22 protein-coding genes are annotated in these 25,673 nt (G+C 40.4%); 9 read left to right on the top strand and 13 right to left on the bottom strand.

The features are described from left to right. Positions 1 to 123: 123 nt before the first annotated feature. On the bottom strand, positions 124 to 486 hold the full coding sequence (locus tag RRG12_RS10605; protein WP_420759289.1) for a hypothetical protein: 363 nt from the start codon (positions 484 to 486) through the stop codon (positions 124 to 126). Between the two features lie 211 nt (positions 487 to 697). Here RRG12_RS10605 and RRG12_RS10600 point away from each other — a divergent pair, with 211 nt between their 5' ends. Then, the gene (locus tag RRG12_RS10600; RefSeq protein ID WP_420759242.1) at positions 698 to 1,864 is read left to right on the top strand and encodes an AI-2E family transporter; all 1,167 of its coding nucleotides are present in this window, start codon (positions 698 to 700) and stop codon (positions 1,862 to 1,864) included. Positions 1,865 to 1,886: 22 nt separating this feature from the next. Here RRG12_RS10600 and RRG12_RS10595 read toward each other — a convergent pair whose 3' ends face one another. Beyond that, positions 1,887 to 3,218 (bottom strand): serpin family protein, encoded by a 1,332-nt coding sequence (locus RRG12_RS10595; protein ID WP_420759241.1) that lies wholly within the window; start codon positions 3,216 to 3,218, stop codon positions 1,887 to 1,889. A gap of 369 nt (positions 3,219 to 3,587) precedes the next feature. Beyond that, entirely contained in the window at positions 3,588 to 5,183 is a 1,596-nt protein-coding gene (locus RRG12_RS10590) for a S8 family serine peptidase (protein WP_420759240.1), read from the bottom strand. A gap of 144 nt (positions 5,184 to 5,327) precedes the next feature. On the opposite strand from RRG12_RS10590, the gene rpe reads away from it, so the two are divergent. Continuing rightward, positions 5,328 to 6,035: a ribulose-phosphate 3-epimerase gene (gene rpe, locus RRG12_RS10585; RefSeq protein WP_069069288.1), complete on the top strand. Its 708-nt coding sequence runs from the start codon at positions 5,328 to 5,330 to the stop codon at positions 6,033 to 6,035. Positions 6,036 to 6,813: 778 nt separating this feature from the next. Here rpe and RRG12_RS10580 read toward each other — a convergent pair. The 6 genes from RRG12_RS10580 to RRG12_RS10555 form a co-directional block, all read right to left on the bottom strand. Further along, positions 6,814 to 7,284 carry a HetP family heterocyst commitment protein gene (locus RRG12_RS10580; RefSeq protein ID WP_069069289.1) on the bottom strand — a complete coding sequence of 157 codons (471 nt, stop codon included), beginning with the start codon at positions 7,282 to 7,284 and terminating at the stop codon, positions 6,814 to 6,816. Between the two features lie 83 nt (positions 7,285 to 7,367). Continuing rightward, on the bottom strand, positions 7,368 to 7,547 hold the full coding sequence (locus tag RRG12_RS10575) for a hypothetical protein (RefSeq protein ID WP_069069290.1): 180 nt from the start codon (positions 7,545 to 7,547) through the stop codon (positions 7,368 to 7,370). Between the two features lie 1,354 nt (positions 7,548 to 8,901). Beyond that, positions 8,902 to 9,156, bottom strand: coding sequence for a cysteine peptidase family C39 domain-containing protein (locus RRG12_RS10570; RefSeq protein ID WP_420759239.1), 255 nt, complete (start codon positions 9,154 to 9,156; stop codon positions 8,902 to 8,904). Between the two features lie 441 nt (positions 9,157 to 9,597). After that, positions 9,598 to 12,003 carry a GH116 family glycosyl hydrolase gene (locus RRG12_RS10565; RefSeq protein ID WP_420759238.1) on the bottom strand — a complete coding sequence of 802 codons (2,406 nt, stop codon included), beginning with the start codon at positions 12,001 to 12,003 and terminating at the stop codon, positions 9,598 to 9,600. Positions 12,004 to 12,161: 158 nt separating this feature from the next. Continuing rightward, entirely contained in the window at positions 12,162 to 12,995 is an 834-nt protein-coding gene (locus RRG12_RS10560; protein ID WP_420759237.1) for an ATP-grasp domain-containing protein, read from the bottom strand. Positions 12,996 to 13,032: 37 nt separating this feature from the next. Continuing rightward, the gene (locus RRG12_RS10555; RefSeq protein ID WP_420759236.1) at positions 13,033 to 13,908 is read right to left on the bottom strand and encodes a hypothetical protein; all 876 of its coding nucleotides are present in this window, start codon (positions 13,906 to 13,908) and stop codon (positions 13,033 to 13,035) included. Positions 13,909 to 14,043: 135 nt separating this feature from the next. On the opposite strand from RRG12_RS10555, the gene RRG12_RS10550 reads away from it, so the two are divergent. The 5 genes from RRG12_RS10550 (at position 14,044) to RRG12_RS10530 (ending at position 17,941) form a co-directional block, all read left to right on the top strand. Further along, entirely contained in the window at positions 14,044 to 14,964 is a 921-nt protein-coding gene (locus RRG12_RS10550; protein ID WP_420759235.1) for a metallophosphoesterase family protein, read from the top strand. 4 nt (positions 14,965 to 14,968) lie between these two features. Further along, positions 14,969 to 15,502, top strand: a complete 534-nt coding sequence (locus RRG12_RS10545; RefSeq protein ID WP_420759234.1) for a GAF domain-containing protein — start codon at positions 14,969 to 14,971, stop codon at positions 15,500 to 15,502. A gap of 58 nt (positions 15,503 to 15,560) precedes the next feature. Then, positions 15,561 to 16,907 (top strand): AAA family ATPase, encoded by a 1,347-nt coding sequence (locus RRG12_RS10540; protein ID WP_420759233.1) that lies wholly within the window; start codon positions 15,561 to 15,563, stop codon positions 16,905 to 16,907. Next, positions 16,904 to 17,554, top strand: a complete 651-nt coding sequence (locus tag RRG12_RS10535; protein WP_420759232.1) for a retron system putative HNH endonuclease — start codon at positions 16,904 to 16,906, stop codon at positions 17,552 to 17,554. Before RRG12_RS10540 ends, RRG12_RS10535 begins: the two co-directional genes overlap by 4 nt. A gap of 93 nt (positions 17,555 to 17,647) precedes the next feature. Continuing rightward, positions 17,648 to 17,941, top strand: coding sequence for an antibiotic biosynthesis monooxygenase family protein (locus RRG12_RS10530; RefSeq protein WP_420759231.1), 294 nt, complete (start codon positions 17,648 to 17,650; stop codon positions 17,939 to 17,941). 51 nt (positions 17,942 to 17,992) lie between these two features. Here RRG12_RS10530 and pcrA read toward each other — a convergent pair whose 3' ends face one another. Together pcrA and fabG are read right to left on the bottom strand one after the other, a co-directional pair. Then, entirely contained in the window at positions 17,993 to 20,314 is a 2,322-nt protein-coding gene (gene pcrA / locus RRG12_RS10525; RefSeq protein WP_420759230.1) for a DNA helicase PcrA, read from the bottom strand. Between the two features lie 521 nt (positions 20,315 to 20,835). Then, positions 20,836 to 21,582 (bottom strand): 3-oxoacyl-[acyl-carrier-protein] reductase, encoded by a 747-nt coding sequence (gene fabG, locus RRG12_RS10520; protein WP_420759229.1) that lies wholly within the window; start codon positions 21,580 to 21,582, stop codon positions 20,836 to 20,838. Positions 21,583 to 22,300: 718 nt separating this feature from the next. Here fabG and trxA point away from each other — a divergent pair. Continuing rightward, positions 22,301 to 22,618: a thioredoxin gene (gene trxA, locus RRG12_RS10515; protein ID WP_069069303.1), complete on the top strand. Its 318-nt coding sequence runs from the start codon at positions 22,301 to 22,303 to the stop codon at positions 22,616 to 22,618. 188 nt (positions 22,619 to 22,806) lie between these two features. Then, on the top strand, positions 22,807 to 22,971 hold the full coding sequence (locus RRG12_RS10510; protein ID WP_420759228.1) for a hypothetical protein: 165 nt from the start codon (positions 22,807 to 22,809) through the stop codon (positions 22,969 to 22,971). A 530-nt stretch (positions 22,972 to 23,501) separates the two neighbouring features. Here RRG12_RS10510 and RRG12_RS10505 read toward each other — a convergent pair. Together RRG12_RS10505 and RRG12_RS10500 are read right to left on the bottom strand one after the other, a co-directional pair. After that, a complete protein-coding gene (locus RRG12_RS10505) occupies positions 23,502 to 24,251 on the bottom strand; it encodes an isoprenyl transferase (RefSeq protein WP_420759227.1) in 750 nt (249 codons plus the stop codon). Positions 24,252 to 24,275: 24 nt separating this feature from the next. Next, complete coding sequence (locus RRG12_RS10500; RefSeq protein ID WP_420759226.1) at positions 24,276 to 25,214, bottom strand: ferritin-like domain-containing protein; 939 nt, start codon at positions 25,212 to 25,214, stop codon at positions 24,276 to 24,278. Between the last annotated feature and the right edge of the window lie 459 nt (positions 25,215 to 25,673).

Raw genomic sequence — 25,673 nt, 5'->3', positions numbered from 1 at the left:
AACTTGGAGATGTTTTACTGAAGTATGGCAATAATAAACTAGATTTGACTAGATATATAGATAAATTAACCGTAATCTGTGACCAAATAAGTACAAATACGGATAATTTATTACCTGAAAAAATTAAGATAAATACTTGCCAATTACTCGTTCTGCTAAATTACTAAATCCTGGTAAACGTCCAGATTTGCCTTGCATCAGGCGCAAAATCAACCAGACACTTACTAAAAAATAACCAGATGTGAGAAAACTATTCAGGATAAATAGACGTAGCGGAAAAAAATCTGAAGTTGCGGCTCCGGTGACTAATAATAGATATCCTAACAGCCAAGTAAGTGCCAAAGTAATAGACAGACGACTAATAGCAACTTGTTCCCGACTACCTTGGCCCCGATAGAGAGTCCATAAGGATGGGAAAAAGCCGATAATCGGAACTAAATGTAAAAGCAATTGTGTTTTGGGCATAGGGCATGGGGCATTGGGCATTGGGCATTGGGCATTATTATTCTCCCCCCGCTCCTCTGCTCCCCTGCTCCCCTGCTCCCCTGCTCCCCACTCCCCAGTCTCTTTCGGTTCAAAATTTTCCATCGGGGTTAGTCTAACTCCTAAACTAGAAGGATGAACAAGACTCATATAGTTAGAGATAATAAGCTGTAAAGAAAGATTTAACTTAGTTCTATCCCGCAATCAGTTCAAAATGCAGACACGCAAGCTACTCGACTGGTGGCAAACATTTACTCCAATAGCGCGAATCGTGGCGATCGCGCTATTCGTTCCGCTGCTAGTTCTCAATGGTTGGGCACTTTCGGTATTTTTCAATTATTTCCATTCTCTCATAGTCATTTTAGTTGGAGCCTCAGTGCTAGCATTTCTGCTCAACTACCCCGTGAGTTGGATGGTGCATCATGGTGCTAGGCGAGAACAAGTCGCTATCCTAGTATTTCTCTTGGCTGTATCGATTTTATTGGCGTTGGGTGTGACACTTTTTCCTCTGGCCCTTACCCAAGCTCAACAACTGGTGGCTCGTTTGCCAGAATTGATCGACTCTGGACGCTCCCAGTTAATGATATTAAACGAAAAAGCTGAGACTTTTGGCTTACCGATTAATCTTGATGCTCTGGTAGTGCAAATCAACGATCGCGTCAAAGGACAATTGCAAGCGATCGCTGGACAAGTTTTAAATCTGGCTGTACTCACAGTTACTAGTCTGCTAGATATTCTCTTAACGATGGTTCTGACCTTCTATCTTTTACAGCATGGCGGTGAACTCTGGCAAAGTTTAGTCGAATGGCTACCGAATAAATTTCGCGATCCTTTCTCTAAAACAGTCCGCCTCAGCTTCCAAAATTTCTTCATCACCCAGTTGATTTTATCTACCTGTATGGCCTCAGCCCTAATTCCTACCTTTTTATGGCTGAAAGTGCCATTTGGGCTGTTATTTGGACTAACCATTGGACTCATGGCTCTCGTGCCCTTTGGCGGTTCTGTGGGCATCGCCTTGACTACACTATTGGTAGCATTGCAAGATTTCTCAATGGGTGTGAGAGTGTTGATAGCGGCGGTAATCATACAGCAAATTCTTGAAAACTTAATCGCGCCCCGAATTTTAGGCAGCTTTACAGGTTTAAATCCAGTTTGGATTTTAATTTCGGTCTTAACAGGGGCAAGAATTGGTGGACTGTTGGGTGTAATTGTGGCAGTACCCACCGCTGTTGTGATTAAGACTGCTTTAAGTGCCTTGCGTCTTGGGAGCCTAAGCAGCGACACAGACGATAGCGCCACAGCTGCATCCGTTACAGCAAATGAATCCCCGAAAGCTGAAGGTAAAAACACTCTAAGCATTTCTGAAGCGACATTACCCTAATTAAAGGAGGCAGGAGGTTTTCTCACTGCGGCTCGATGATGGAACCCATAAACAAAATACTTCCCGTCTGATTATCCCTAATCGCACAGAAGAAGGGACGATCAACAATCATTCGGAATGGTTCTGGCTCATCTCTCAAAGATGTTGCTACTATTCCCACTGAAGTAGCCGCAGCCGCTTCGGTTCCTTCTTCGTTCACTTCGACAAAAGTTTTATGTTTAACTTGGCTAATAGCAAAATTTTTACCCATGCCAGAAAAATTGGCTTTGTTACTGAAAGCCTCTCCCATGCCTAAAGTTTTCAAAGCATCATTGAGTGTAATATCATATTCTGTTTTGAAGCGAGGTAAGCGAATAAATCCTTCTTGTTTGTTGAACTGGGTCATCCATTTTTCCCAGTTCTCAACATTTAAATTTTGATAAAAAGTTTTGAGGTTAGAGTTTTCTTTGGGTAGGAAGATATAAAAACTGACTTTACCATCTTTGCCGTAAGGTAAACTAACAGCCTGAAATTGTTCGCTCTCATAATATCTATAGTCACCCTTTTGCGACATCATTGGGTGTTGTTTTTGCTTCCCAGATGTGATGTAAAAAGGGTGTTGAGCAGTTTCTTGTTTGTCAAACTCGTTGCTCCAATTACCTTTAAAATATATAGCATTAATCAGAAATAACACTTGATTGGGTTCAATCGTTTCAACTATTTTATTAATTTTGCCATTAGTATTTTCTTTTACCCAATTATTAATAGTACTAGATGCGGCGGCATCTTTAAAGTTTAAATTACTGACCTTAGTTTGATAGAAATCCTGGGTTCTTTTAAGGAAGTCTGGCGCAAAGCTAACATCTTGATTTGCCCAAAGTGAGTTAGCGATATTCAGTTGCACTTTCGCATCCGAATTGTCTAAAAGCTGTTTTAATGCCGCCGCGTAAGAAGAGTTGATTTCTGGTAGATTCATCCCCTGCAATTCTAGAGTTTTTGCCATTGCTTGTTGAGTCGAGCCGCTAGCGCCGTTGTAGGTCATAGCAAGAGCGATCGCGACACTCGAAGGTGAGATAAAAACATTATTCTCACCTTGATCATTTTTCAGAACTTCTGAAAATAGTTTGAAGCCAAACTTATTGTTAGACTCAACGATTTTTGTATCAGTCTTGACTGTTTTTTTTTGCAATGGATTTTCTGGCTGAGGTAAATTAGATTGGGCAAGGGCACTTTTACTACTCTCGACTTGAGAACACCCTAATACACTGAATAGAACAACACTTGCAGCTGCCAAAGCATAACGTCTGCCCAGACTAACACCGTAACGTCTTTGCAGGAAATTTTCTTTTGCATCACTAAACTTTTGCCGATTCATTCTGCTACCTCACTTGCCAAAGATTCCCGATCTGTGCTTAGAGTTGACGCAGATACTGTGTCAATGACTAACTATTGCATTTGCTCTAATAGAAAAATCGGCTGTTACAGTTTTTGTAACAACAAGTTAGTGATTGAGAGCAATTAAACACAACTTCTGACAGTTGCTAACTCCTAATTGAGGCGGCTATACAGACGAGTGATGAAAAACTTTGATTTCTAGGAGTTTTTCTATTTTAGACACAAACGTATTGTAAGCTACGTAATCACAAAATAACCACTTGTGTTGAATTCTGATAGATAGAATAACTTTTCTCAATGGTATGAAATACACAATTTTCGTAGGGACGCACGGCTGTGCATCCCTGTTTCAATTGATAGGTACACTCCACCAAGCTAAACTATAGGGTTGAGTCGCTTCATTGAGCTTTTGACGAAACTGGACGCGGATTTTGTAATTGCCAGTAGCCGCAACTGGGCAGAAAATATGTTCTACACTATCGATTTGGCTGATTGAGGAGCAAACAGCACCAACCTCTGAATTTTGAGCATCAGATTTTACCAGATAAAGATCGAGATTATTCAAACCGCGATCGCGGAAACTTTCGCCCACATCATATTGCTGGTTTTTATTTTTATCGTTGAGTTCCACCAATCGATCCCAACTCAGGGTAACAGCAACAAAACTTCCCTGCTTTAACGGTTTTGCTAATATATAGTCAACAGAAGCTCCAACATCGACTGTGCGATAATCCCAACCAATAGCTGGCACCGCACCTGATGCTTGCCATTGACCAGCACTAAATTGCTGATAAGCGCGAGATACATTTAAATGACCCGCTCCCATTTGGGCATCCAAGGGAAGCTTTGAATCTTTGTAAGCATCAGAATCTAGCCAGCTTTGATTTTGTTTATCAATTAGCGTCCGCGTCATTCCCAACCGTAAGCCATCACCACTATCTAAAATTTTGTCTGCTGAATTCAGTAATACAGCTTTCATTACTTGATGACGTCGAGCATCAATGCTCCAGTTACGTTGTTTTGTCCGCATCTGTCGGTCAGCAAGTTCCTGCAATAGAGCAACCGTAGCCGTAACTTGAGGTGCTGCAAAACTTGTACCTGTAACTTTGTTCAATTTGCCATCTGGATTGAGCAAAGGTAGGTTATTTCCAGGAGCAACTAAACTGATGGCACGACGACCATCAAGGTTAAATTCTCTTCCAGCTAGCCTTCCACTCACTCCTTGGTTAGCACCAGCCAAATTAGCCACGTCTACTTTGTTAAAAACTCCCCCTCGGCGGGATGAAAAGGCCACGTTCATTGCGTTAAAATTATCTGTAGGGATGGGAATACCGCCCTTACCTTGGTTGCCTGCGATCGCATACAAAACATCATGAACGCGACTAGACCAGTCAACACATAAAGTTAGTAAAGCATTGCCGTCTAAAGTAGCCTCTGGTCTAGGATCGCGGCTCAGAGGTTCACCAAAACTAAAGTTAATGGCACGGACATCACCACTATTTTGTAGCGCTATGTGCTGGGCCGATAAGCACTCTTCTGGTTGACCCATATTTTTAGTGGAACCCACCGCCGATGAATACAGCCGCGCTCCCGGAGCAACTCCCGGCAAAGCCTTGTCTTGACTCACCATGACACCAGCGACATTGTAGGCGTGAGGGTCAACACCGCTATTAGACTTAGCTGGCCCATTGCGTAAGAAGACTGCCGCTAATGATATGGCACGATTTTTAGACACCGCCTTATCCCACCCAAACATTCCCGGTCGGCCAATTTCCACTTGACCAATAGCAATCTTACGACCGATTAAATTATAAGGAGGTTGGTGTAGCTTTAGAGCATCAATGCCGTTAGTTCCCAGCGCAGATTCTAAAGCTGAAGCAATTACTGGCACACTCAAATAAGAAGCACTTAATCCCAAAATTATCCAGGTTAGTTTTTTAGTCATTAGTTATTAGTCATTAGTCATTCAATTTTAGATTTTGAATTTGGGATTTGGGATTGAAGGAAAATCTAAAATCCAAAATTATGAGTCTTGCTCAATGTTTTGTTACAATGCGTACAGACGAGGACGCTTAAAAACCCACTAGCCATGACCCAAAACCTATCTCAAAAGCCCATTGTAATTGCTCCATCTATCCTGTCAGCCGATTTTAGTCGTCTGGGTGATGAAATTCGCGCCATAGACGCGGCCGGAGCAGATTGGATTCATGTTGATGTAATGGACGGTCGTTTTGTACCTAATATTACGATAGGCCCTCTGGTTGTGGAGGCGATTCGTCCGGTTACAACCAAGCCATTGGATGTCCACTTGATGATTGTGGAGCCAGAAAAGTATGTAGAGGGATTTGCTAAGGCGGGTGCAGATATTATCTCCGTACATGCAGAGCATAATGCTTCCCCACACCTACACCGCACCTTGGGGCAAATTAAAGAGCTTGGTAAGAAAGCTGGGGTTGTACTGAATCCTGGCACTCCTCTAGAGCTAATTGAATACGTTCTAGAATTGTGCGATTTAGTACTGATTATGAGCGTCAACCCTGGTTTTGGTGGTCAAAGCTTTATCCCTGGTGTGTTACCCAAAATTCGCAAGCTGCGTCAAATGTGTGATGAACGTGGTCTTGACCCTTGGATTGAAGTGGATGGAGGACTGAAGGCAAACAATACTTGGCAAGTTTTGGAAGCGGGAGCCAATGCAGTTGTCGCCGGTTCTGCTGTATTTAACGCTAAGGATTATGCTGAAGCCATTACAGCAATTCGCAACAGCAAGCGTCCTAGCCCAGAATTAGCTAAGGTTTAATTCATTTTTGGATTAACTATTCTCCACAAAAAAAGGTGAGTAAATTGCTCACCTTTTTTATGTGTAAATAAAAAAACTGGAAGCTATTCAAGTTTTGAACCTCCAGTAGTTACTATATAAATTGAAAGTTTAGAAACCAGAGATAATCCAGGTTGGGAGGACTAGGATTACAATAGTTGAAAGAGAAGCGTATGAGCTACTAGTTCTACCAGCCAAGGAAACGATTTCACCGTAACTTTTCTCTTTCTGTTCCTGGTATTGATGTTAAGCGTTTGCTTTATTAACTAAAGCAACACCAAGCACAGGATAGGAAGTCTTATAAGCATTACTCGCACCGTCTGCAGTCGGTTAAAGCTGTATAAAATTTGGATTGGGGGAATCCACCTCTCCAAATTTTCTTTGCTCAGACTTCCTCAAAAATAGAACCACCAGTAGCAACGGTTGGATCATCAGTCTTGGTTTAGGAGTTATTTACCCCATGAAATGCTGACTACTTTTGTAATCAGTTTGATTTATTTCATAGTCAGAACTAATCATTGATTTTATTTAATTAAATTAACTTGCTTGCCAATCACCTCTATTTTGGTTCAAGTTGTAGTTGTTATTAGTTTACCAATACTGTCAGTATATATTTGCCATTTTGGCAGATTTTTGCAAAAAGTTATCAAATTAATGAGTGCTATAGAAAACCTGCCATGCTATAAATTTTAAATTAGCATAGCAGGTTCTCAGAGACGGAATCACCTCTAGGGCAGAATCTATTGATTCAAAATACTTTTTAATTGAATCCACAAGATTTCAAGGATATATCTTGAGTATTCTCTGGTTTTAATGGTGATTTGCTCGATTGATGTTCGTTAATGTGCTGTGTCAATCTTTGGTCTAAACTACCACCACGGATGTCTGTTTTTTTCTTTCCAACGACTTCCAGATAAGCTAGGTCTTTAATTTTGCTTAAGCAGCTTGATGATACATTACTATCAGACCTAGAATCATTAGCGTGTTTCAGCATTTTGAGATTTTCACTTTGCTGTTGTTTGGTTCTGTTGGCTTGAGAGTTTTCTTTGAGCAACCGATTGTAGGTGCGATATGGAATGTAATGGAGAGGATTATAACCACCAAATCTCAGCATTAAAACACATGCCCAGGAATACTTCCCAGCAAGAATTGCTTCAACTACTTTGTCAAATTGTTGAGCCTTGACTGTCTTATCTAAGTTGTTACTAATGCCAGCAATGTCTTGATTCATCATAGTTTTTAGTTATCTGGGATGAAGTAAACTAGTTCAGGTTCTGCGATTGTTGCTGTTTCAATTGATGTGTACAGACTGCACTAGCCTTTTTGCAGCTGTGGAATCGCTTCTCGGAAATTATCAGCAATGGGACTGTGTTGGATGTTGACAAGAGATAAAAATCTATGAATCAACAGACGTGTACATAACTTTCCCAAGCTCTGATTGACTCTTGCAGCTTTGAGCGGTAAAGACTCAGGCTGATGATTCTTTCTTTCCATGAACTGACCTTTGATTAAAAACTTGATTGTTTTTAATCAAGTTTGTTGGCTGCTCAGTCTTAATTATCCAGATTCCCTCCAATGAATGGAAGAAACTGTAGCTTTTACTTTTTATTAAGTGAAAGTTCAAAATTTATCTTTTGTCTTGTCGGATGACTGATAGGACAAAATCTCAGTGTGATTATTGGTAGATGTAGTTTTATCTTGTTAAACTTTCTCAACTCCTAATTCAATAAATTGTCTCTGTTCAAACGGTTGTATTTCTTACTACTGCTGAATTAGGCATTTTCCGGGAAAATTGCATATTTTTTTGGATAGTGGAGAAAATTTATTTATCTTTGAGCGTTAACAACGTCATTCGTATTTATACTATTTTTTGTCGTTAATGTCATCTACTAAGTTAGCAGATTTATAAGCTAAATTTACTGAATGTATTCTGATACTTACTTGCGTATTGTGCAACTTTTACTTTTGTCCCTCTTTGCTAATTCATGGGGGGTCTTACCCCTCACACAATATCAATTTAAACCTTTTAGTATTGTCAAGTCACTAGAAAATATTACCATTAAATCTGATGTAAAACAACTTCTAAAAATAGTATATACAGAGAATAAAAAGTGTTAGCAGGCATGGTGTTGAGCCTATTTTTCAATAAGTTCAATTAGAGGACTATATCTATCAGCCTTGTATTTCTTGATTTACAAGAGCTACAGCTTCAGCGTATCTACATGAAAACGCTGTAAACTGATCATAAATATTTCATGAGTGTCAGTCATGAATTTATAGATAGCCTAGTTTTAAAATTAAATTACTGGTTATGAATAATAGAGGAATCGTAAGTTGTTTAAAAAGTCTCAGTACTCTTGTATGGGGTGTTAGCAGAACGTAACGCACCCTACATATATTTCAAAAACAAATAATAGTCTTATAGCTTTAATCATCATTATTATGACTAAAGTAAAATGACCATAACTGTATGCTTTTACCCAAAAAGGTGTGGCAGATTAAGTCTGTACAGCATTAAATAATTTTGTAATAGAGATAAAGCAGCTAATACAGAATATTATTAAGCTGATTTAGTAGTATTTTTTTATGTATTAATATTTAAAATATTTATAAACTTGAGATTAAAAATGTAGTGGTACTTGGACTAAATAGTAGTAAAAACACCAATTACCATGAGTTCTTCATGAATGCCTTGCTCAACAAGAATACCTCGGTCTAGAACACTGCGCTGTTAAGGTAATGCGCCAGATATCCAAAATCAGGAAGCTGATGGTAAAAAGATTAACGGAAAAGAAGCTTTATCCTATTTAGCTAGCTCCAAACTCTGGATGCGAAAGCCACGCCTTGGCTATGGTTGGGAAATCAATATGCGATCGCCTTTAACTCTCCAGACAACTATATAATGAATTTCTTGCCAATCAGCTATCTGTGGGTTATAATATGAGTCCGGCTTACTAAGACTCGCCCTCACTAATAGCGCTTCATATCCCAAAGTTTGGGCTACTTTTGCTAAACCCTGGAGAGATACACGTCTATGATCTACCCGCGCTAACTGAGGCAAAGTGTAGAGATTTAAACATAAGCTCCAGTATTGGCTAATCATTGCCAAGCACGTAGCACCACGATCTGGTGAACTTTGTTTTTGAGTAAAGGAATAGGAACGCCATAACCTAGCCTTTGATTGTGAACATAGTCTGGGAAATATTAGCAATATTTATCGCTAAAGCTAGTAATATTCGCATTTTTTGAAACGTAGTCTTGAATTCTCAATGCTTCAACTCTTACCATTACTGTAATTTTCCCTCGCTTCCGGAAACACTCGGAAAATAAAATCACAAATCTAGACTCTGCTTTCTCAGATGAAGATGGGCTAAATTTGGCAACGCGCATATTATATGTGGAATAGGGGAAAGGGGAAGGGGAAAAGGGAAAAAGATGTATTCAAAACCTTTTCCCTTTTCCCCTCTAACCAAACCGTATTGGTAGGGGTAGCTGTATACCCCTACGTGTGTTGCATGAAAACGAGAATGGCTTTGATAGCTAATCAATTAATAACTAAGTAAATTCCCCAAATCGCCATTGGTCGCAGGTAAGTGCTAGCGCGGAAAGTCCCCGCTGCGGTGATAGCTTCAGGTGTGCGAAATTGCAGACCATTGTTATAAATTTGCTGCACCACAGCTTGCGTCAACCTCAACGCTTCATCCTTCATTCCCATCTGCACGAGAAAAGCCGCCAGCCCAAAGTTTATCCCCGTCCAAACTTCTAGAGGGTGAGTAGCTTGGGGATTTTCTGGTGAACCATCAGGACGAACACCATTAGCAGCACCAAACTCACCATTGCAGAATTTCAAAAAGCAGGCATCATAAACAGTGTTTAGGGCAGAAAGGGCGCGATCGCTCGGTACAATATCAGGTAAATCCAGCAGACGGGCATAAAACTGTCCGCACAATTGATCTGCCATCACCACATCGGAACCACTTTCACTATCAAGTTTGTAATATTGCCCATTCCAGAGTTTTTCTTGGTAAATAGGAAGAGATTGTTGTAACCAAGTTTCATAGATAGATTTTTGGGCTGCCAACTCTGCTGTGTTACCTGTCTGGTAAGTTAATAAAATATCGCTAATTGCGATCGCAGCCTCTAGCGCCGCCAACCACAACCCACCACAATAGGCGCTGACACCCTGTAACCGCCAATCATCAAAGGTTTGGTCAGGCGCACCAGAATTTTCCGGAATCCCATCGCCATCAAGGTCAAAAGTTTTCAGGTAGTCAAGGGTTTGAACGATCGCATTCCAACAATCTGCTAAGAATTCTACATCGTCAGCACCCGTGAGCAGAAAATCACGATACACTTGCAAGACAAAATCACTACCCAAATCTTTCCACAAATTGCAGTCTTGATAGCTGGTGTAGTTAGTTTTCTCCCAAACGTGTTCATTGGGTGCGCCTAAATCGTGGGGTGTTGCACCTGCGACTTTACGAACTGCAATCGGGCTTTCTGCCTTAATTGTCATGTAATAACCAATGATTCGGGGAGTATCATCACCTTGAGGAATCGCCCTTGCAAATGCCCGAATCACCGACTTTTCTAATTCTGGAAACAGCATCAGCAGGGCAAAAGAGCCATATAACCGCACATCTAGACTTTCATACCAGCGGTAATCTAAGCACTCCAGCACCGCAAACTGACCGATGGGGTCAAGTTCTGATGCTGCACTCCAGAGAGTACCGCCGCTGGTGAGGTCATAAAGCTCATTAAATAGAGCCATTTTAAACCAGTCGGGTAAATCTTCCCGGTCGATAATCGGTTTTTGCCAACTTTGAATTTGCGATCGCCAACTTTGGTATTCTTGTAGGGCAGTAGATGCGATCGCCCAAGCATTATTTCCACTTTTACCAAAAAAGTCCGTATATCTGCGATAATAATCAACCCCAGCCGCAAATTCTGTAATGGGTAAATCCCAAGCGAGGACAAAGGGGATTTCGAGAGTTTCGCCTGGTTGGAGAGTGAAACGGAGTGCGATCGCAGCCCCTAATTGTGTATTATCTATTGCTGGAGTCGGATCTAGATAATTAGGCAAAGAACCATCTTTAGCAAAGCTTTCCCATATTTCCTCACCCGTTCCTTCTGGATTCCAGCGGGTGTGGTGGAATAATTCAACTTGGGGATGTTTCAGCGTCGCAATACACCAAGTTCCGTCACCTTCTTGCAAAGCATCACTACCAATCCGACCTAATACACAACCAAACTGTTGTGTATTTTCAACTATTTGGTTATAGTTTCCTTGACTTTCGCCCCAGCGTGGTTGGTATTCGTAAACCGGACTACCATCATCGCGCACTTGCACTTGGGGAGATTTGAGGGCATTAGTAAACCAGCCCACCATATTTTGCCAAGTCAGCATAATGCTGATAGTAATAGGTGCATCTGTGGGATTGTGGGCATTCCAGAGGAATAGTGCCACAGGGTAGCTAGTTTCTTGATAATTGCCTGCCCAGGCTGGTGAAAACTGCTCACAAGTCAACTGTGCTTGAAATACATTTTCATACACAAACCAGCTACGTGGATATAGCGCGTGATAATTGCCCGTTCCTTTTGTGTCGGCAAGTGTCGGATACCACTGCCAAGCTTGGAGAGTGCTATCATCGGGTGCTTGCGTAGACAAAGCGTAGGCTTGGGAAGATGTACCACTGGATTCAAACACACTGAATTGACAAGCGGGAACGTTTTTGAAGGTATGTTCACCACCGTCGATGTGCCACAGGTTGAAATCTCCCCGTGAAGAACGACCGATGCAACCTGCACCAAAGCCACCTAAAGGCGTACCATGCCAAGGGCCATCATCAATATTACTTGCGTAGCGGACGGTATAAGGTTTGTCCCAGCCTAAGCCGATAGGACGGCTCCAAGTACAAGAGGGAATTTTCGGGGAAAGTTGATTTGTCATCACCTGATGTTACAGCGTGCAGTTACGTCAATGAAGACTAACGCGATGTGTGATTTTTCTCAAGTAAAACGCGGTGATAGCATAATAATGTTTCAATCTTGGTTGAAGAAGGCAGTTCTTGCTGGAGGCTTCAGCGCTGGAGGAACAATTAGACGGGGTTATTTTGAAGCTAGGCTAATTATCATTTTTTCAAAAATTTTCAGCACATGTTCCTCTCCATTGTCCCTAGTAAAAATGCTAAAATTTGGGTGAGAATTGATTTCAATTAACCAATATTGATTATCTCGGTCTAATACGATATCTAAGCCACCATAATCAAGGTCTAATTCTTCAAAAACTGGTTTAGCAAAATTAGCAATATCTGACAATATTTGTGGATCGTTGATATACTTTGCTTTTGCACCATTCCAGTGCAGAGGGCTAAGATTCCCTGCAAACTCTGCATTACTTATATCTTTTTCATAGAGCAAAACTAACTCTTTATTTAAGAAAACTGCTCTATATTCAGATTTTATGTCAATAAACTCTTGAGCAAGAGCGACATAATCATACTTTTTAAAATTGACATTAAAAATTCCTTTTAAAGCATTTTCAATTTCATCTTGATTCTGACATAAAAATACATTATGTCCGCTAGAGCCAGAATTCCTTTTAACAATCACTGGCGTTTCAAAATTTTCTTTTATTTCTAATACGATATTTTGAATAGTTGGAAATTTTAAGTAGATTTTATACTCTATGTCACAAAAAGGAGAAAGAAAACCTACTGTCCGAGGAAGTTTAATTTTTTTATTTAAAACATGATAAGTGTATTCCTTATCTTTCATAAGATGTGATACTGCTTGATTAATCAATGGAGTGCTATAGTTACAAAAATAATGGGGTTTATTATTGAGTTTGATTTTGATTAAGTTTTCAGCAGGATGAATAACTTCATAGCTGATGTTTAAGTTGTTACAAGCTTGCAGCAATAGCGAAACGTTGTCTAACATAAATACTTCAAGTTAAACCTCTAAATTACGAATTATTTTAACTTGTTGTTTGCCGTTTAAAAATTACTATCTCAGTACCAACAACTGGGTTACGAGCTATTAGCCTCTTTTGGGAGTCGATAATTTCTAAATGGGTAAAATCAAGTTCTTGAGAGCGTTGTAATATCTCCGCAGCTAGTTTGTCTTGCTGAGATTCTTGGAGAGTATACCAATCATCACTAATTTTGACTGTCAGATTACTCGTGCGAAAGTTGGCTTCAATTGACTTTATCAGACCAGAGGCAATGCGATCGCTAATTTCGGCTACCTGATTTTCAATAGCCGCAATCAAGGCTTGTTCTGGTGTCAATTCTATGATTGGTGTCGGCGTTGGCGTTGGCGTGGGAGTTACTTCTGGTTCCGGTTCCGGCGTTGGTGGGGTGGTTTCTACTTCTGGCGGCGGCGTAATTTCCTCTGGTGGCTGTGGTTCAGGTGTAACTGACTCCGGTGGCGTGGTTATCGTTGGTGTCGGTACAGGAACCTCCTCAACTGGGGGAACTGTTGCTATTTCAGTAGGTTTACCAGTAAAGACAGTTGTAGTCGTCCAAACGAGAATTACAGCAATTCCAGTAACAATTCCCGTCAAAGCTGTATCTGATAACTTTGTTGACAAATTTGATGGTAAAAACAAGCGGATTGTCCTTAATAGTCCACCCCATCGCAACTGAATCTGCTGGAAAAAACTGGGTGTTTCCTCAGTACCAGGTAGGGGTGCTGTCTCCAGTTTGTCCACCGTTGTTTCTAAAACCCCAATCGTCCCTCGGAGAAGTTGGATAATTTTAGCCTTCCAAAATGGCTGAACTCTCTGGTAAGGTTTTTGGGGAGGTTGAGTTACTTGCTCATCCGTCGGTTTTGACTGATTGTCTTGTGACATGGAACTTTCACCAAAAGCAGCGAATCAAAGACAAACAACGTATATTATTACTGATGCTGCCTTCTTTTGCCTTAATGTATCATTTCGTTGCACATTGCTTCGGCTAATCTGACTATTTATTAAATTTGGTGAGCTATGAAACTAAAACGTCGTCAATTTTTATTTTTAAGTAGCCTCAGCGCCATTAGTACAGGATTTTTTTCCTGGATGTTAGTTCGTCAAAATAATCAAAGTGCTGATATTAGTGATTTAACAACAGCTATAGCCGCCAACCCAGTCAAAAAAGACTTGTTATTACGTTTTGTGTCTGTAGCAGATACGGGGACTGGAGCTAAAGGACAGTATGCTGTGGCTGGAGCAATGAATGCGTATCACAAACAAAATCCTTATGATTTAGTCGTTTTAGCTGGAGATAATATTTACAATAACGGCGAAATCGAGAAAATTAATGCAGTTTTTGAGCGTCCTTATCAAGGTTTACTCAAGCAAGGTGTGAAATTTCAGGCTTGTTTAGGTAATCACGATATTCGTACTGCTAATGGTGATCCACAAGTCAAGTATGCCGGCTTTAATATGAAGGGAAGACGCTACTATACATTTAGCCGTGGCTCTGTGCAATTTTTTGCTTTAGATACTAACAGTAATGCTGATTGGAAAAATCAACTACCTTGGTTAGAAAAAGAATTAAGTCTTAGTAAAGCCCCTTGGAAAGTCGTATTTGGCCACCATCCAATTTATTCATCTGGTGTCTATGGGACTAATACAGAGTTTATTAAAACTTTTACTCCGCTGTTTCAAAAATACGGCGTTCAAGTTTATATAAATGGTCACGAACACCATTATGAACGCACTCGTACTATTAATGGAACGACTTATTTAGTTACTGGTGGTGGTGCAGGGACTCGTCCTGTAGGGCGTTCAGAATGGACAGAGCATTCTGCTGAGAAGCTGAGTTTTGCCGCGTATGAGGTGTATCCAGATAGAATAGAAGTAAGTGCGATCGCTACTGATAAGCGCGTTTTTGATAAAGGTATTATTCAATTAAAATCAGCTTAGTTAGATGACTCAGCCAGAACTTCCTTCTGCACTCAACAATATTATAGAATCATCTCAAACGCCAGATGCTATATTTTCTGCATTATTGCCAGCCATAGGCGATTTTTTACAGTCTGACAGATGTTTTCTATACCTGCATAATCCACACACTAACCTTGGTAGAGTTGCCTTTTGTTGGATTCGCACTCCAGATGTACCAACTGTCTACAATGAAAAATGGGAAGCTCAACCCCCAACTTTAGTAGATGATGATCCAATGTTTGCGGCTGCGCTACGTGCTGAACCTTCAATCTTTGTCGAAGATGTAGAAACTGCTGATTCTCAGGTTTTAAATCGCGAATTTGAACAGAAGTATTTTGGACATCGCGCCCTGATTCATGCCCATATCCGCCAAGATGGCCAACTCTGGGGAATTTTACAACCATGCATTTTTGGTAATCCCAGAGTTTGGACTGAATATGAACGAGGGGTGATTAATAATCTTGTCGAAAAAATCACACCTTTGACAGTTTCTTATGTCAAGTCTGCTTTTGATTAGCTGTTTTTTACCGATTTCTTAACTGTATTGAATTACTACGTTCAGCGTTGTTAAAACTATGAAAGTCAAACGCTTGGAAATGCAATCCTTCCGTGGAATTGGCGATTTGACCCTGGAGTTTGATGAAACGAGTCCAACGGTACTTATCGGTATCAACGGCGTGGGAAAATCAAGTATTCTTGATTGTCTCGCTATTCTTTTGTCACAGTTTATAAGGGAGATTGTATATGCAGAGTCAATAAAGACAAATATGCTATTTATCAATAATTTATCTTATCGTTCTAGCAATCGTGATCAATATGAGAAATCTATTCCGGGAAAACCGGATATCGAAGAACGTTTCTTCAGCGAAGACGATATTACAAACGGACACAAGGAGACACATAATAGGATTAAAATTTTTCTGCAATCAAGGGAAGTAAGCTGGTTTCTTACAAACTCTAGTAAAGAACGCAGCGAAGATATAAAGAAAGAAAATGCGGAGTTAAACACAGTTGCTCAAGATATTTACCGTCAGTGGAAATCAAATCCTAAGTTTAACTTGCCTTTAGCCATTTATTACCCGGTTAAACGTTCGGTTCTTGGGATTGACATGGAAATTACAGAAACGCATTCATTGAAACAGATAGATGCTTATGATCAAGCACTAAATGGAGTACAAATTAGTTTCCATAGATTCTTTCAATGGTTTAGATCCTTGGAAGATTTAGAAAATGAAGAAAGGCGGGATAATCCTGAATTTAAAACCCAGCAGCTAGAAGCAGTAAGACAATCTATTTATTCATTAATTCCAGGGTTTTCTAACTTACGGGTACGGCGTTCACCCCTACGAATGACTGTGCGAAAACAAGGTGAAGAACTTACAGTTAATCAGTTATCTGATGGGGAGAAATGCTTGCTGGCAATGGTGGGAGATTTAGCACGACGATTAGCGATCGCCAACCCAGGTTTACCAGATCCACTCCAAGGTAGTGGTGTTGTTTTAATTGATGAAATTGAGTTACACTTACACCCCAAATGGCAACGAGAAATTATTCCAGCTTTGACAAGAACATTCCCCAATTGCCAATTTATTGTCACTACCCATTCGCCTCAAGTACTTAGCCAAGTCAAACCGGAAGGAATTTATATTCTAGAAAAAACAGACGAAGGTGTTATTGCTAAAAAACCAGAAAGTTCTTTTGGGAGAGATAGCAATCGCATTTTAGAAGACCTCATGGGTGTTCCAGAACGTCCACAGGAAATTAAGGAAAGTCTTTTAGAGCTTTTTCGACTAATTGATGCTGGAAATATAGAAGGTGCTAGGCAATTACGTCAACAATTGGCTCTTGAAATTGGAGCAGATGAGCCAGAGTTTGTTAAAGCGGATGTACTCATTCGGCGGAAGGAAATTCTCAACCGATGAAGTACATCAAAAAGAGTCAGGAACCAGAAAAATTTACCAAGTGGAAGGCTCTGGAAAATGATGATTGGAAACCTAGCTGGGATGATAATTTTCAAACACCAGAAAAACCTGTTGTACATGATGCTTTACTAAAAGATCAGGGATATATCTGTTGCTATTGTGGAATGCGTATCACTAGAGCAACTAGCCACATAGAACACCTAAAACCTCGTAGTACTTATCCAAATCTGGCACTTGAGTACACAAATCTCATCGCTTCATGTCAAGGAGAAAGTGAAGAACCTCCTACTGTTCCGGTGCATTGCGGACATAAGAAAAAGTATTGGTACGACGAAAATTTGATGGTTTCACCTTTGGAAATAGACTGTGGTGATTTTTTTAAATATCCTGCTTCAGGTGAAATTCAACCAACAGATAATCCAGGTAAAAAAGCTGTTGCTGAAACAACAATTAAGAAGCTTGCACTTGACATTGACAAATTGCAAAAGATGCGTAAAGTAGCAATTGATGCTGCATTACTAGCTACTGAAGGTTTGACTGAAATAGAAATACAACTACTTGCTGAAGGTTACGAAAAACCTGATGTTGATGGACAACATACTCCGTTTTGTGCTGCAATTAGCTATTTACTTAAAAACTATTTTTGATTGAGTAAAATGTCTGCGTAAGTGTAACCCGTCGTAAATATCACATTTACTTTATACTAAATAACATTACATTAATACTCACCGCAAAACTTTATGATTCTTGAGGCAGTTATTCTTAATGTCAAATCTGGACTAGAACCGGATTTTGAAGCTGCTTTCAAAAAAGCTTCTAAAATTATTTCTTCAATGGACGGATATTTATCCCATGAATTGCATAAATGTATAGAAGTCCAAGGTAAATACTTATTACTTGTCAGATGGGAAACTTTAGAATCTCATACTGTTGGATTTAGAAGTTCTCCTGAGTATCAAGAGTGGAAAAAACTTCTGCATCATTTTTATGAACCATTTCCCACTGTCGAACACTTTGAAGAAATTGAAATATAAAAAACAAGATTCCCTACTTTTCAAAAAAGTAGGGAATCTATGGTTTTGTTTTCAAACTTTTTGCAACTGTGCTACTCTTGGATCAACAATTTTCTGCCCTAAGCTAGCAAATTTAATTGCCACAGACATTTTATTACCTGTTCCAAATACATGCGTTATTTCACCAAGCCCAAAAGTTTTGTGTAATACTCTATCGCCTACTTGCCAATTCTGGGCTGAGTCTTGTTTCCCATTAGAAGTAGAGGCACTTTTGGTATAACTTTGACGACTCGCGCGTTTGGTAGATAATAATTCTTCTGGTAATTCGTCGAGAAATTGCGATCGCATCGCAGGTTCACGAGAACCATACAAACGACGTTCCCGCGCGTGTGATAAAAATAACCTTTCTTGGGCGCGAGTAATTCCCACATAACACAGGCGGCGTTCCTCTTCCAAAGATGCAGGATCACCCAGCGAACGATAGCCGGGAAATAGCCCTTGTTCTAATCCCACCAAAAATACTACGGGAAATTCTAAACCTTTGGAAGCGTGCAAAGTCATCAATGAAACGGCTGTTTGCCCTTCTTTTAAGTTATCCAAATCGGAACTGAGGGCGGCGCTACTCAGAAAGTCTCGTAGGGAAACCTCTTCGTTTTCTTCTTGAAATTGCAGTGCAGCGTTATAAAGTTCCTGGACGTTTTGTACCCGATCTGTGGCTTCATCTGTGCCTTGACTCATCAAGTCTTGAACGTAACCAGAATCTTCTAGTATTCCTTGCAAAACCTCAGTCACGGGAAGCGTGCCAATTTGTGCTTGCCAACGGCTAATCATTGCGGCAAAGTTATTTACAGCTTTTGTCGCTCGTCCAGCTAATGTATTAACTGATGTCTCATCACTGAGTATTTCCCACAGGGTTGTCCCTAATTGTTGGGAGGCGTTCATCAAAGCATCAATAGTGGTTTTACCAACTCCTCGGCGGGGAGTATTGATAACTCGTAATAAACTGACTGTATCAGATGGGTTAGCGATCGCTCTTAAATATGCGATGACATCTTTGATCTCTTTGCGATCGTAAAATCTCATTCCTCCCACAACTGTGTAAGGAATTTGATATTTCACCAACAATTCTTCAAATGGTCGAGATTGGGCATTTGTCCGATAAAGTATGGCAAAACTACCCCAGTCTAACTCTGGATTTTGGTTTTCTAAAGTGCTAATTTGATTAATTACAAATGCCGCTTCTGCAAGTTCTTCATCGGCTTTGTGACAAGTAATCTGCTCACCCGGCCCCCGCGTCGCTTTCAGGATTTTATCAATCCGTTGGGTGTTATTTTCAATTAATTCATTAGCCGCTTGCAGAATATTTTCACAAGAACGATAGTTTTCTTCCAACTTAACCATCGTTTGGGTGTCATCATCCACTAAACCATCACCAAAGTCTTCCTGAAATCCCAGCAAGATGGTGAAATCTGCCATCCGAAAGCTATAAATTGATTGATCTGCATCGCCAACAACGAAAACTGAGCGATTTTGCCATTCCCATTCGCTCTTTTTAGTTTCGCCGTTAGTCACTAATAAGTGGATGAGTTGATACTGAGTGCGATTAGTATCCTGATATTCATCTACGAGGATATGGCAAAACTTCCGATGCCAATAACCCAATACTTGCTCGTTTTGCTGAAATAATCTAGTCGGCACAAGAATTAGATCGTCAAAATCGAGAGCGTTGTTTTCTGCTAATTTATCTTGATATAAATTGTAAACTTGGGCAATTACCCGTCCGCGATAATTTGGTTGATCTTGCTCAAATTCTTGGGGGGATAAACCTTGGTTTTTAGCGTTACTAATAGCATAACGGACGGAGCGAGCGTCAAACTTCTTATCGTCTAAATTTAGCTGTTTATTAACAATTTCTTTAATCAGAGTCATCACATCTGATTCATCAAAAATAGAGAAATTACGATTCCAACGCCGTCCTTTTTCGTCTACGTATTTTTCAATATCAAAACGGAGAATACGAGAAAATAGACTGTGGAAAGTGCCACACCACAAATCCTTGATAGTGCTTTTGTAAACTTGCGATCGCAGTTGCGTTTGTTGATATTCTGTCAACAAATCCAACCGCTGACCGTGTTGTTTCATCGCCAGTTGTTCAGCAAACAGCCGTTGAACCCGGTCTTTCATTTCCCGCGCGGCTTTGTTGGTAAAAGTAACAGCCAGGATATTTTCTGGATCAACACGGTGTTTCAGAATCAAATTGGCAATCCGATAAGTCAGCGCTCGTGTTTTACCGGAACCTGCGCCAGCAACAACTAGCAACGGGCCACAGTAATGTTCGACAGCTTGACGTTGACTAGGGTTAAGGTGACTGAGAAAGTCGATGGTTGTTGTCATGGATGTGAAAAAGCGATTGCCTGGTGTCACATCAATAGAGAGTCGCTATTGCCCAGGTTACAATATCCTAACGAAACTTGGTTAATAAAGATTGTGTGGCAATCTTCTTAACCAGAATGGTACTGTATCATAATTTATGTATCAGTAAGATAGTTGGTTTCATCAGCACGTCGGTAACAAAACCACTAATTTTTAATCGCGAGAACCCTTGATTTTTAAAGCTCTTTGGGGAATGAATCAGTCCTGCCTTAGTAAGGGAGAGTTAGAGGGGGTGAGAAGCAATACTGCTTGGGTAAAGCATTTTGAACTCGGAATTGGGTTTGGGGAAAAGGTTAAAGGGTAAAGGTTAAAGGTTTTTTCTTTCCCCCTTTCCCTTACCCTTTTCCCCAAAACCCGACAAGTATTGGGGTGAGAAGGACTTGTGTATACACCGTAGCTTACATTACGCTTTTGGGGGTAACACACACTGGGAAAATGCTGGAGACGCGATGAATCGCGTCTCTACAATTGAATTTGATGAATTACGCCATGACCATACCGCCATCGACGTTAAAGACTTGTCCGGTGATGTAGTTGGCGGCGGGATCGGCGGCGAGGAAGCGCACCATCCCAGCAATTTCTTCAGGCTGACCGAAGCGGCCAAGTGGAATGTATTTCAGAATATCTTCGGGGTTGTTGAGATCGCTGGTCATATCGGTGGTGATGAATCCAGGGGCGACGGCGTTAACGGTGATACCGCGTGTAGCTAGTTCTTTAGCAACGCTTTTGGTGAAGCCGATTACACCTGCTTTAGCGGCGCTGTAGTTTGACTGACCTGGGTTGCCCATTTGCCCAGCAACGGAGGTAATGTTGATAATCCGCCCCGATCGCTGCTTGAGCATAATTTTACTGGCGGCGCGTGTACATAAGAAAACACCAGTTAAATTAAGGTCTATCACAGCTTGCCAATCTTCTGGCTTCAAACGTAAAAGCAGTGTGTCACGAGTAATACCTGCGTTGTTGACTAAGATATCCACACGGCTGAACTTTTCCATAACGGTGTTAACTAGTGTGTCTACTTGATCGCTTTTAGAAACGTCTGCCTGGATAGCGATCGCTTGACCTCCCGCTTCTGTAATTTCTGTAACAACTGCCTCAGCCGCAGCGCTAGAACTGGCATAGTTGACAACTGCGATCGCTCCTTGTGAGGCTAATTCAATTGCGATCGCTCGCCCAATTCCTCGTGAAGCACCTGTCACAATTGCGACTTTATCTTGTAATAGTGTCATTTAATGTTCCTCAATCTTAGAAATACCGCGCTAATTATCTTATGGTGATTTCGGGAACATCTGAATATTGTCTGGATAAAATCTAACTCTTGCAGGATGACAATCTTGCTGGCATGATGCAAATTAGATATCTAAATAGATAAAGTTCTACGTCGTTTTTAGCTAGATAGATATAACTTAATTTACACAAATTAACGTTTTACTATAGCAGCAATCTGATAGCGAAGCGGTAGCGAGTCTTGTCTACGACACGCTACGCGAACAAGCGTCTTTGATTTGGAGAATCACTCGTAGAGGTAAGGGACTGGGGACTGGGAAGAAGGAATAAAGGTGTACTGAGTTTTGTTCAAAAATCAAATAGGAGTCCTATATAATTAAATATCTATGAGTTGTTTTTTGTTAATAGATGAATAACTTGAAGCAATATATTGCTGATTTATTTATAGCTGCACCACCGAATAGCCCGTCGTAGAAATCACTCTCGTGAGGTCTCTATAATTATTCGGTTAGTCACAATAGGTTTAAATACATATCTAATGGATATGCATAAACTCAAATAGTATATGTATTTTATTATAATTATTTAAGTTTTTAGCTGATAAATCAGTCTATATTAATTAATCTAATCTTTTCCCAACAAAAACCCATAATCCTATACCTATTTTATTTTCTAAGAATTACTATTGAAACAAACAATTGAAAATCGGCGTGTGTCACAATGGCAACTAAAAAAGAATTTAACAGTTTTGATGATATGCTATCCGCTTCTGATGTGCCTGTATTAGTAGATTTTTACGCTGACTGGTGTGGCCCCTGTCAGATGATGGTGCCAATTTTAGAGCAAGTCAATGCCCAACTTAAGGATCGCCTACGAATTGTCAAAATCGATACAGAAAAATACACAGACTTGGCCAGTCAGTATAAAATTGCCTCTCTCCCAACCCTGGTACTGTTTAAGCAAGGTAAGCCTGTGGATCGGATAGAGGGAGTGATGCAAGCACCGCAGTTGGTGCAATATCTACAAACAAAGATTTAAGTTAATACTGACAATTTGGGTTTTGCTTCTTAGAGGCGCGATACTTCGCGTCTCTTTCAATAGATGGCGAATAAAACCTTAAGTAAATATTAAGCATATTTACTTATACCTCTAGAGAAAGTAGTTTAGAAATTGAGATGGCTATATTGTATAGATATCATAAAATGTCTTGACAATAAAAGCAATACATGGATAATAACCAAGGAAAATTTAACAAAGCCTATATTTGGGTAAATCTTGATTTTGATAAGGTTAAACACAGAATAAATGCAGTGACTTGCCAAATTGAGCAGGTTATACAAAAGCACCAACTTTCAAATCAAAGTAAAAACTCAGGTAAAAGAAACAATTAGGTTATGTGTGAGACTATACGTCTTATGGGCTACGCACTTTATTTTTAGAGTAGTGTAGGCGTTGCCCAAACTAAGCATCCCAACAGTTTTGCACAACATATTTTGGGCAAAAAATATTATTATTTGATAATCGTCCACCGACTTTCTACTTATCTTGGGATTGTTAATCAGTTTCATCCCAGAGAAGCTTTAGCGATCGCATAAAGAAAATTTTTAGAGGATGATACATACCACGCTTTAAAAAAATACGCAAGACCTTACAGTAAGTAATATTTTTAACAAAACATTTGTAACTACCCTTGCAGTTTATTTACCCACCGCCTGCTATTCTTATAGTTACTTCGGTCTGTCATAGCAGATAGATTATCCTCAATAATGTTTAAATTTTTTAGCGCTCATATACCATCCTGGTAATGTGGGTGCTTTTACTTTATGCTTCATAGCAGCAAAAAACCTAACCCCTTTCCGCGTTGGGAAAGGGGGGAAATTCAAAGTCTCTCTTATTTCAGGAGAAAGGTTTTCCAGATAGCTTAAGCTGACAGTGAAGCTTTAACTTGACCAAAACGGCGATCGCGATTTTGATAGCTCAACAAAGCCTGATAAAATGCTTCTCTATTAAAATCTGGCCAAAAAATGTCCGTGAAATACATCTCTGTATAAGCCATTTGCCATAAGAGAAAATTACTCAATCGCATCTCACCACTAGTACGAATCAGTAAATCGGGTTCTGGAGTATCTGCGGTGTAGAGGTGTTGTTCTACAAGACTTTCATTCACTTCTTGGGCGCTGAGTTTGCCCTGTTCCACCAGTTGAGCTACTTGACGGCAAACTCTGGTAATTTCATTGCGGCTACCGTAGTTGACTGCAACAGTAAAGTGGATTGCTTGATTGTTCAACGTCTCTTTCATTGAACGTTCCATTTCCGTCTGTAGAGACTTGGGTAAAGCCGATAAATCTCCAATAAACGAGATTCGTACTCCTTCACGATGCATCTGAGCTAACTCGCGGCGTAGTAATCGCTCAAACAACAGCATCAGAAAATTCACTTCTTCAACGGGACGCTGCCAATTTTCTGTTGAGAAAGCGTAGGCTGTCAACGCTTTGATTCCCCAATCTTTGCAACAACGTAATAGTTCTTTGAGTGTTTTTGCTCCTTGGCGATGTCCGGCGATGCGCGGTAATCCTCGACTGGTTGCCCATCGTCCGTTACCATCCATGATCACGGCGATATGTTGGGGTATTTTTTGGGGGTTTAAATCGGCTGATTTGTCATTTGTCATTTGTCATTTATCCTTTGTTATTTCTTAATGAGTAATTTCAAATAAATCTTGCAAATATTTTGGTGTGAGCGTGTTGTTCCAACTCCACAGATGATGCATTGTGTAGGCGAAGGTGAAGAAGAGAGTTGTTTTGTTGGTTAATGACCAAGCATTCCAGTTGAGTGTACCCATCATGCGGCGGAGAGTACGCATGAGGTTGTTACGTTGATAGCTTTGCGATCGCGTTTTGATGAGTGTGCGGCCAATTCGCACCAACCCAGTATCAGGGAAAGTCCAGACTCCAAACCCCCAGAATTTGGTCATGTGGTTGATTTCATCCTGTGCTAGTTCTTCTAAAACATCCTGGAGTGCGCCAGTGGTGTGAGCCATCAACCAAATATAAAGACAGGTAGCACCGTATTCTGTAGCAATGCGGTGTAAGCCGTGGCGATATAAGTCTTCGTGAGCGTCATCTGTAGGAAGATAGCTTCTAACAGTCCGAAATTTTGGGGTAATTTTCTCGCCTGTTAATTGGGTGTAGATTTTGATTAATGCAGGTGTGTGCTGACGTTCTTCCTTTTCCCACAAACCAAGTTCTAGCAATTCGCCATCTTTACCAACAGTTCCACCAACAAACCGAGCCATTTGAGGATGCAATTTTTCTAAATACTGGCGACTTGTTTGGGTATAGCCGCGAATGGGAGCTTCTGTGTCCATCGCACCTATCAAGATAGATAAAAATACCTCTGCGTCTAAACCGATAATTTGATTGCGGTTAATTGTTTGCCAATCAATGGGTTTCCAGGGACGCGGTTGGGGATTGGCAAACTGTATCGGTAAATCTTGCAGACGCTCATGTAGTTTTTCGACTGCAATATATTTGTCTATAAGGGAACGAATGCGGCGCTGTGTTTGCAAGTAATGAGGACTGTGATAGCTTTGGCCTGCTAAGTCTTCTGTGATTGGGCTGAGGGTGTTAAGCATATTTTTATACTTAATTTGTTATCTCTATGCCCAATAGCCTAAGCGATCGCACTTCCTTTTGTCAGTCGGCTGAAGTCGGCAGTTTTATGTGATGGGGTTGCAAAAGTCGGGTAAAAAGTCTTTATTGTCGTTGTAGTAAACTGCAATCAAGGTATTTTCAAACCACTATTAACTGACTCTTAAAACGGGTGGCTTATTTACGCTGTGCGGTACTATAGGGACTCATATTTGATTTCTGAAAAAACTCAGTACAACTAAGAAGCCTTCTTGACTGTAGCAAGATTGCCTATTGCCTATTGCCTATTGCCTATTGCCTATTGCCTGCCTACGCAAATTAGTTCAGAAATCAAAGCGGATTCCTATAGTCGTCTGTCTCGTTAATTATGAGTGGTTATAAAAGTTCGTAGTCAGGACTTTAGTCCTGACTACGAACTTAGTAATGCAGATATTCTAGGCGAT

This window comes from Nostoc sp. CALU 546, assembly GCF_048836525.1.
Note: the sequence above shows the minus strand (reverse complement) of the source record. Positions and strands in the feature narration are given on the sequence as shown.